The organism is Commensalibacter sp. M0133 (genome assembly GCF_016101485.1).
GTDB lineage: Bacteria > Pseudomonadota > Alphaproteobacteria > Acetobacterales > Acetobacteraceae > Commensalibacter > Commensalibacter melissae.
Genome location: NZ_JACFQI010000007.1, coordinates 23,789 through 30,352 on the forward strand (window position 1 = coordinate 23,789; position 6,564 = coordinate 30,352).

At 58.4% G+C, this 6,564-nt stretch carries 7 protein-coding genes and 1 pseudogene; 5 read left to right on the top strand and 3 right to left on the bottom strand.

Going from position 1 to position 6,564, the window contains the following annotated elements:
• Positions 1-364: 364 nt before the first annotated feature.
• Entirely contained in the window at positions 365-595 is a 231-nt protein-coding gene (locus tag H3T46_RS08695; protein ID WP_155568650.1) for an antitoxin, read from the top strand.
• Entirely contained in the window at positions 592-987 is a 396-nt protein-coding gene (locus H3T46_RS08700; RefSeq protein WP_196424286.1) for a type II toxin-antitoxin system VapC family toxin, read from the top strand. Before H3T46_RS08695 ends, H3T46_RS08700 begins: the two co-directional genes overlap by 4 nt.
• Before the next feature lie 37 nt (positions 988-1,024).
• Here the strand turns inward: H3T46_RS08700 and H3T46_RS08705 are convergent.
• Positions 1,025-2,776: pseudogene (locus tag H3T46_RS08705) on the bottom strand (Tn3-like element TnAs1 family transposase); the annotation flags it as partial.
• 3 nt (positions 2,777-2,779) lie between these two features.
• On the opposite strand from H3T46_RS08705, the gene H3T46_RS08710 reads away from it, so the two are divergent.
• Together H3T46_RS08710 and H3T46_RS08715 are read left to right on the top strand one after the other, a co-directional pair.
• Positions 2,780-3,172: a cysteine hydrolase family protein gene (locus tag H3T46_RS08710; RefSeq protein WP_001351729.1), complete on the top strand. Its 393-nt coding sequence runs from the start codon at positions 2,780-2,782 to the stop codon at positions 3,170-3,172.
• 137 nt (positions 3,173-3,309) lie between these two features.
• Positions 3,310-4,194: a DMT family transporter gene (locus H3T46_RS08715; RefSeq protein ID WP_000058717.1), complete on the top strand. Its 885-nt coding sequence runs from the start codon at positions 3,310-3,312 to the stop codon at positions 4,192-4,194.
• Positions 4,195-4,225: 31 nt separating this feature from the next.
• On the opposite strand, the gene tet(A) is transcribed toward H3T46_RS08715, so the two are convergent.
• Positions 4,226-5,425, bottom strand: coding sequence for a tetracycline efflux MFS transporter Tet(A) (tet(A), locus tag H3T46_RS08720; RefSeq protein ID WP_000804064.1), 1,200 nt, complete (start codon positions 5,423-5,425; stop codon positions 4,226-4,228).
• Between the two features lie 105 nt (positions 5,426-5,530).
• Here tet(A) and tetR(A) point away from each other — a divergent pair, with 105 nt between their 5' ends.
• Entirely contained in the window at positions 5,531-6,181 is a 651-nt protein-coding gene (tetR(A), locus tag H3T46_RS08725; protein ID WP_000164043.1) for a tetracycline resistance transcriptional repressor TetR(A), read from the top strand.
• A 31-nt stretch (positions 6,182-6,212) separates the two neighbouring features.
• Here the strand turns inward: tetR(A) and H3T46_RS08730 are convergent, their stop codons facing one another.
• On the bottom strand, positions 6,213-6,455 hold the full coding sequence (locus H3T46_RS08730) for a transposase (RefSeq protein WP_000844627.1): 243 nt from the start codon (positions 6,453-6,455) through the stop codon (positions 6,213-6,215).
• Between the last annotated feature and the right edge of the window lie 109 nt (positions 6,456-6,564).

Below are 6,564 nucleotides of genomic sequence, written 5' to 3' on the forward strand. Positions count from 1 at the left end.
AATTGGTTCAAGCTTTCAAAATCATATTTAACAAAGGTTGGGCTATTGAACAATTGCATAACATAGTAAATCTTTTATTCCTCTTTATAGTAATAACTTAACGATAAAACCTGCTTTGATGGGTGTTCCAGAACAATTTGAAGATACGTGTTCTGTAGACGCATATTTTGAACTTCATCCTGAGATTGTTGAATAACTTAAAGTCTGTTACTTCTTACTTACTAATTGTTAGTATCATAATTTATACAAAACGATTATTTCAAACATGAATATGACCTACAATATATAACAGATCATTTTTACTTGTAAGAGTAATATTACATATGATATATATCAATAGTATATACTATAAAGGAGTATTAATATGCAAGTAGCAAAAATATTTCAAAATGGCAGAAGTCAAGCCGTGAGATTGCCTAAGGAATTTCGTTTTAACGAAGATGAAGTCATCGTAAAAGCATTTGGAAATGGTGTTCTTTTATTGCCTAAAGAAAATCCGTGGCTATTAATGCAGGAAGCTGTCAATGAGTTTGAAGATGATTTTCAATTTACAAGAGATCCTCAAGGAGATCAAACCCGTGAGGATATAAAGTGATTTATTTACTCGATACCAATATCTGTATTTATATTATCAATAACAAACCTCCTCATGTGTTTGAGAAGTTCAAACAATTTCAATTAGGACAGTTAGGGATTTCCAGTATTACGGCTTCAGAGCTTGCTTTTGGTGTTGAAAAGTCTGGATCACAAAGAAATAAACAAGCCTTAAATAAATTTTTAGCTCCTTTAGAAATCTTTCCTTACAATGAACAATCTATCTGGCATTATGCTCAATTAAGACATCAATTACAATCGACAGGTCAACCTATTGGCAGTTTGGATATGTTAATTGCTGCTCATGCTCTAGCATTAGACGTAATCTTAGTTACGAATAATATGAAAGAGTTTAACAGGGTATCTGGATTGATTATAGAAAATTGGGTTTAGTAATGGGGAGCCCGCAGAATTCGGAAAAAATCGTACGCTAAGGTTTTCCGGGCATCCGTAAGGGCCGAAACTTCCCGTCTTCCAGTCTGCGGCTCTGCCGCCAGACGTAATCGCCGGTTAGGTTGATGTGCTCCCAGCCCAGCGGCGACAGGAATTGCAGCAGCTCGCCGTCCACCGGCTTGCCGGCCTCGACCAACCCCTGGGTGGCGCGTTCCAGGTACACCGTGTTCCACAGCACGATAGCCGCCGTCACCAGGTTGAGGCCGCTGGCCCGGTAGCGCTGCTGCTCGAAGCTCCGATCCCTGATTTCCCCAAGGCGGTTGAAGAACACCGCCCTGGCCAGCGAGTTGCGCGCCTCACCTTTGTTCAGGCCGGCATGCACGCGGCGGCGCAGTTCAACACTTTGCAGCCAGTCCAGGATGAACAGCGTGCGCTCGATCCGGCCCAGCTCGCGCAGGGCCACGGCCAGTCCGTTCTGGCGCGGGTAGCTGCCGAGCTTGCGCAGCATCAGCGAGGCGGTGACGGTGCCCTGCTTGATCGAGCTGGCCAGGCGCAGGATGTCGTCCCAGTGGGCACGCACGTGCTTGATGTTCAGGGTGCCGCCGATCAGCGGGCGCAACGTCGGGTAGGCTTGCACGCCCTGCGGCACGTACAGCTTGGTTTCGCCGAGGTCGCGGATGCGCGGCGCGAAGCGGAAGCCTAGCAGGTGCATCAGGGCAAAGACGTGATCGGTGAAGCCGGCCGTGTCGGTGTAGTGCTCCTCGATCCGCAGGTCGGACTCGTGGTACAGCAGGCCGTCGAGCACATAGGTGGAATCGCGGACGCCGACATTCACCACGCGGGTGCTGAACGGCGCGTACTGGTCGGAGATATGGGTATAGAACAGCCGTCCCGGCTCGCTACCGTACTTCGGGTTGACGTGCCCGGTGCTCTCGCCCCGGCCACCCGCGCGGAAGCGCTGGCCATCGGAGGATGAGGTCGTGCCGTCGCCCCAGTGGGCGGCAAAGGCGTGGCGATACTGGTGGTTGACCAGCTCGGCCAAGGCCGCCGAATAGGTTTCGTCGCGGATGTGCCAGGCTTGCAGCCAGGACAGCTTGGCGTAGGTCAGGCCGGGGCTCGACTCGGCCATCTTGGTCAGCCCGAGGTTGATCGCATCACCGAGGATTGCGGACAGCAGCAACGTCCTGTCTTTGGCCTCGGCCCCGTCCTTCAAGTGGGTGAAGTGGCGGCTGAAGCCCGTCCAGTCGTCCACGTCCATCAGCAGTTCGGTGATCTTGATGCGCGGCAGTAACTGGCTGGTTTGGTCGATCAGCGCCTGCGCCCGATCCGGCACCGCCGCATCCAGCGGGGTGATTTTCAGCCCTGACTCGGTGAGGATGGCATCGGGCAGCTCGTTGTCCTTGGCCAGGCGGGTGACGGTGGCCAACTGCTCGTCCAGCAGCTGCAAACGCTCTTCCAGGTACTGGTCGCTGTTCGGGTTGATCGCCAGGGGCAGGGCCTGCTCGCGCTTGAGTGCGGCGAACTTCTCGGCCGGCAGCAGGTAGTCGTCGAAGTCGCGGAACTGCCGCGAGCCCTTGACCCAGATGTCGCCGGAGCGCAGGGCGTTCTTCAGCTCGGACAGGGCGCAGATTTCGTAGAATTTCCGGTCGAGGCCTTCCGGGGTGATCACCAGCGGCTTCCAGCGCGGCTTGATGAAGGCCGTGGGTGCATCGGCCGGCACCTTGCGCAGGTTGTCGGCGTTCATCTCACGCAGGGTCTGCACGGCTGCCAGCACGCCTTGCGCGGCCGGCCCGTGCTGTTCCCCAACTTTTCGCTCGGCGAAGAGTATGAACATGCGCCGCCGGCGACGAATCGCCAAATCTCACCGTATCTCCCGAGCGGACGATTTCGCACCGGTCTGCCCGTCGAAGGGCTTGCGATCGAACGGGGCGACCTTTTCTATGCATGTCCGCGAGCCAGCGTCTTTTATGGCACGGCGCTCGACGCCGACCTTCGGACGCGCGGCGTAAGCACGCTTGTCATGGCCGGGATAAGCACCACCGGCGTTGTTCTTTCAAGCGTCGCCTGGGCTAGTGATGCGGACTACGACGTGCGTTTGGTCCAGGACTGCTGCTACGACCCGGATCGGGATGCCCACGAAGCTCTGTTGCGTTCCGGGTTCGGCGGACGTGTACAGGTCGTGTAATTTTCGGGCCTCGCATGATCGCGGCCATAGCCGCAGGTGGATTGGTGCGAGGCAGGGCCAGTCCAAGTCAGGGTGCGGTCATCGCGGCGCCTGCAACTCTCAAAAACCCATCGCCGTAGCGGAGGTCTTGTAATCGCATGTCATTACGCACGCCCGATTTATTGTTCACAGCGATAGCACCTGCCATTTGGGGCAGCACCTACATTGTCACCACCCAATACCTGCCGAACTTCTCACCGATGACGGTCGCGATGCTGCGGGCGTTGCCGGCGGGTTTATTGCTCGTGATGATCGTCCGACAGATTCCAACGGGAATCTGGTGGATGCGCATCTTCATCCTCGGCGCACTTAATATTTCGCTATTCTGGAGCTTGTTGTTTATTTCGGTCTACCGCCTGCCGGGCGGGGTCGCGGCGACGGTAGGCGCTGTGCAGCCGCTGATGGTCGTGTTCATCTCTGCCGCTCTGCTAGGTAGCCCGATACGATTGATGGCGGTCCTGGGGGCTATTTGCGGAACTGCGGGCGTGGCGCTGTTGGTGTTGACACCAAACGCAGCGCTAGATCCTGTCGGCGTCGCAGCGGGCCTGGCGGGGGCGGTTTCCATGGCGTTCGGAACCGTGCTGACCCGCAAGTGGCAACCTCCCGTGCCTCTGCTCACCTTTACCGCCTGGCAACTGGCGGCCGGAGGACTTCTGCTCGTTCCAGTAGCTTTAGTGTTTGATCCGCCAATCCCGATGCCTACAGGAACCAATGTTCTCGGCCTGGCGTGGCTCGGCCTGATCGGAGCGGGTTTAACCTACTTCCTTTGGTTCCGGGGGATCTCGCGACTCGAACCTACAGTTGTTTCCTTACTGGGCTTTCTCAGCCCGGGGACCGCCGTGTTGCTAGGATGGTTGTTCTTGGATCAGACGCTGAGTGCGCTTCAAATCATCGGCGTCCTGCTCGTGATCGGGAGTATCTGGCTGGGCCAACGTTCCAACCGCACTCCTAGGGCGCGTATAGCTTGCCGGAAGTCGCCTTGACCCGCATGGCATAGGCCTATCGTTTCCACGATCAGCGATCGGCTCGTTGCCCTGCGCCGCTCCAAAGCCCGCGACGCAGCGCCGGCAGGCAGAGCAAGTAGAGGGCAGCGCCTGCAATCCATGCCCACCCGTTCCACGTTGTTATAGAAGCCGCATAGATCGCCGTGAAGAGGAGGGGTCCGACGATCGAGGTCAGGCTGGTGAGCGCCGCCAGTGAGCCTTGCAGCTGCCCCTGACGTTCCTCATCCACCTGCCTGGACAACATTGCTTGCAGCGCCGGCATTCCGATGCCACCCGAAGCAAGCAGGACCATGATCGGGAACGCCATCCATCCCCGTGTCGCGAAGGCAAGCAGGATGTAGCCTGTGCCGTCGGCAATCATTCCGAGCATGAGTGCCCGCCTTTCGCCGAGCCGGGCGGCTACAGGGCCGGTGATCATTGCCTGGGCGAGTGAATGCAGAATGCCAAATGCGGCAAGCGAAATGCCGATCGTGGTCGCGTCCCAGTGAAAGCGATCCTCGCCGAAAATGACCCAAAGCGCGGCCGGCACCTGTCCGACAAGTTGCATGATGAAGAAGACCGCCATCAGGGCGGCGACGACGGTCATGCCCCGGGCCCACCGGAACGAAGCGAGCGGGTTGAGAGCCTCCCGGCGTAACGGCCGGCGTTCGCCTTTGTGCGACTCCGGCAAAAGGAAACAGCCCGTCAGGAAATTGAGGCCGTTCAAGGCTGCCGCGGCGAAGAACGGAGCGTGGGGGGAGAAACCGCCCATCAGCCCACCGAGCACAGGTCCCGCGACCATCCCGAACCCGAAACAGGCGCTCATGAAGCCGAAGTGCCGCGCGCGCTCATCGCCATCAGTGATATCGGCAATATAAGCGCCGGCTACCGCCCCAGTCGCCCCGGTGATGCCGGCCACGATCCGCCCGATATAGAGAACCCAAAGGAAAGGCGCCGTCGCCATGATGGCGTAGTCGACAGCAGCGCCGGCCAGCGAGACGAGCAAGACCGGCCGCCGCCCGAAACGATCCGACAGCGCGCCCAGCACAGGTGCGCAGGCAAATTGCATCAACGCATACAGCGCCAGCAGAATGCCATAGTGGGCGGTGACGTCGTTCGAGTGAACCAGATCGCGCAGGAGGCCCGGCAGCACCGGCATAATCAGGCCGATGCCGACAGCGTCGAGCGCGACAGTGCTCAGAATTACGATCAGGGGTCTGTTGGGTTTCACGTCTGGCCTCCGGACCAGCCTCCGCTGGTCCGATTGAACGCGCGGATTCTTTATCACTGATAAGTTGGTGGACATATTATGTTTATCAGTGATAAAGTGTCAAGCATGACAAAGTTGCAGCCGAATACAGTGATCCGTGCCGCCCTGGACCTGTTGAACGAGGTCGGCGTAGACGGTCTGACGACACGCAAACTGGCGGAACGGTTGGGGGTTCAGCAGCCGGCGCTTTACTGGCACTTCAGGAACAAGCGGGCGCTGCTCGACGCACTGGCCGAAGCCATGCTGGCGGAGAATCATACGCATTCGGTGCCGAGAGCCGACGACGACTGGCGCTCATTTCTGATCGGGAATGCCCGCAGCTTCAGGCAGGCGCTGCTCGCCTACCGCGATGGCGCGCGCATCCATGCCGGCACGCGACCGGGCGCACCGCAGATGGAAACGGCCGACGCGCAGCTTCGCTTCCTCTGCGAGGCGGGTTTTTCGGCCGGGGACGCCGTCAATGCGCTGATGACAATCAGCTACTTCACTGTTGGGGCCGTGCTTGAGGAGCAGGCCGGCGACAGCGATGCCGGCGAGCGCGGCGGCACCGTTGAACAGGCTCCGCTCTCGCCGCTGTTGCGGGCCGCGATAGACGCCTTCGACGAAGCCGGTCCGGACGCAGCGTTCGAGCAGGGACTCGCGGTGATTGTCGATGGATTGGCGAAAAGGAGGCTCGTTGTCAGGAACGTTGAAGGACCGAGAAAGGGTGACGATTGATCAGGACCGCTGCCGGAGCGCAACCCACTCACTACAGCAGAGCCATGTAGACAACATCCCCTCCCCCTTTCCACCGCGTCAGACGCCCGTAGCAGCCCGCTACGGGCTTTTTCATGCCCTGCCCTAGCGTCCAAGCCTCACGGCCGCGCTCGGCCTCTCTGGCGGCCTTCTGGCGCTCCTGCTGCGGCGTCCGCTCGTGGGCCGTGGCGCGGGTCCGCGCGCCGGCCTCGTGCGCCTGGCGCTCGCGGGCGAGGTCCAGGGCGGCCGTCTTCACGTTCTGCCTTGCGCAGATGAGATAGGGGAGCCCGCAGAATTCGGAAAAAATCGTACGCTAAGGTTTTCCGGGCATCCGTAAGGGCCGAAACTTCCCGTCTTCCAGTCTG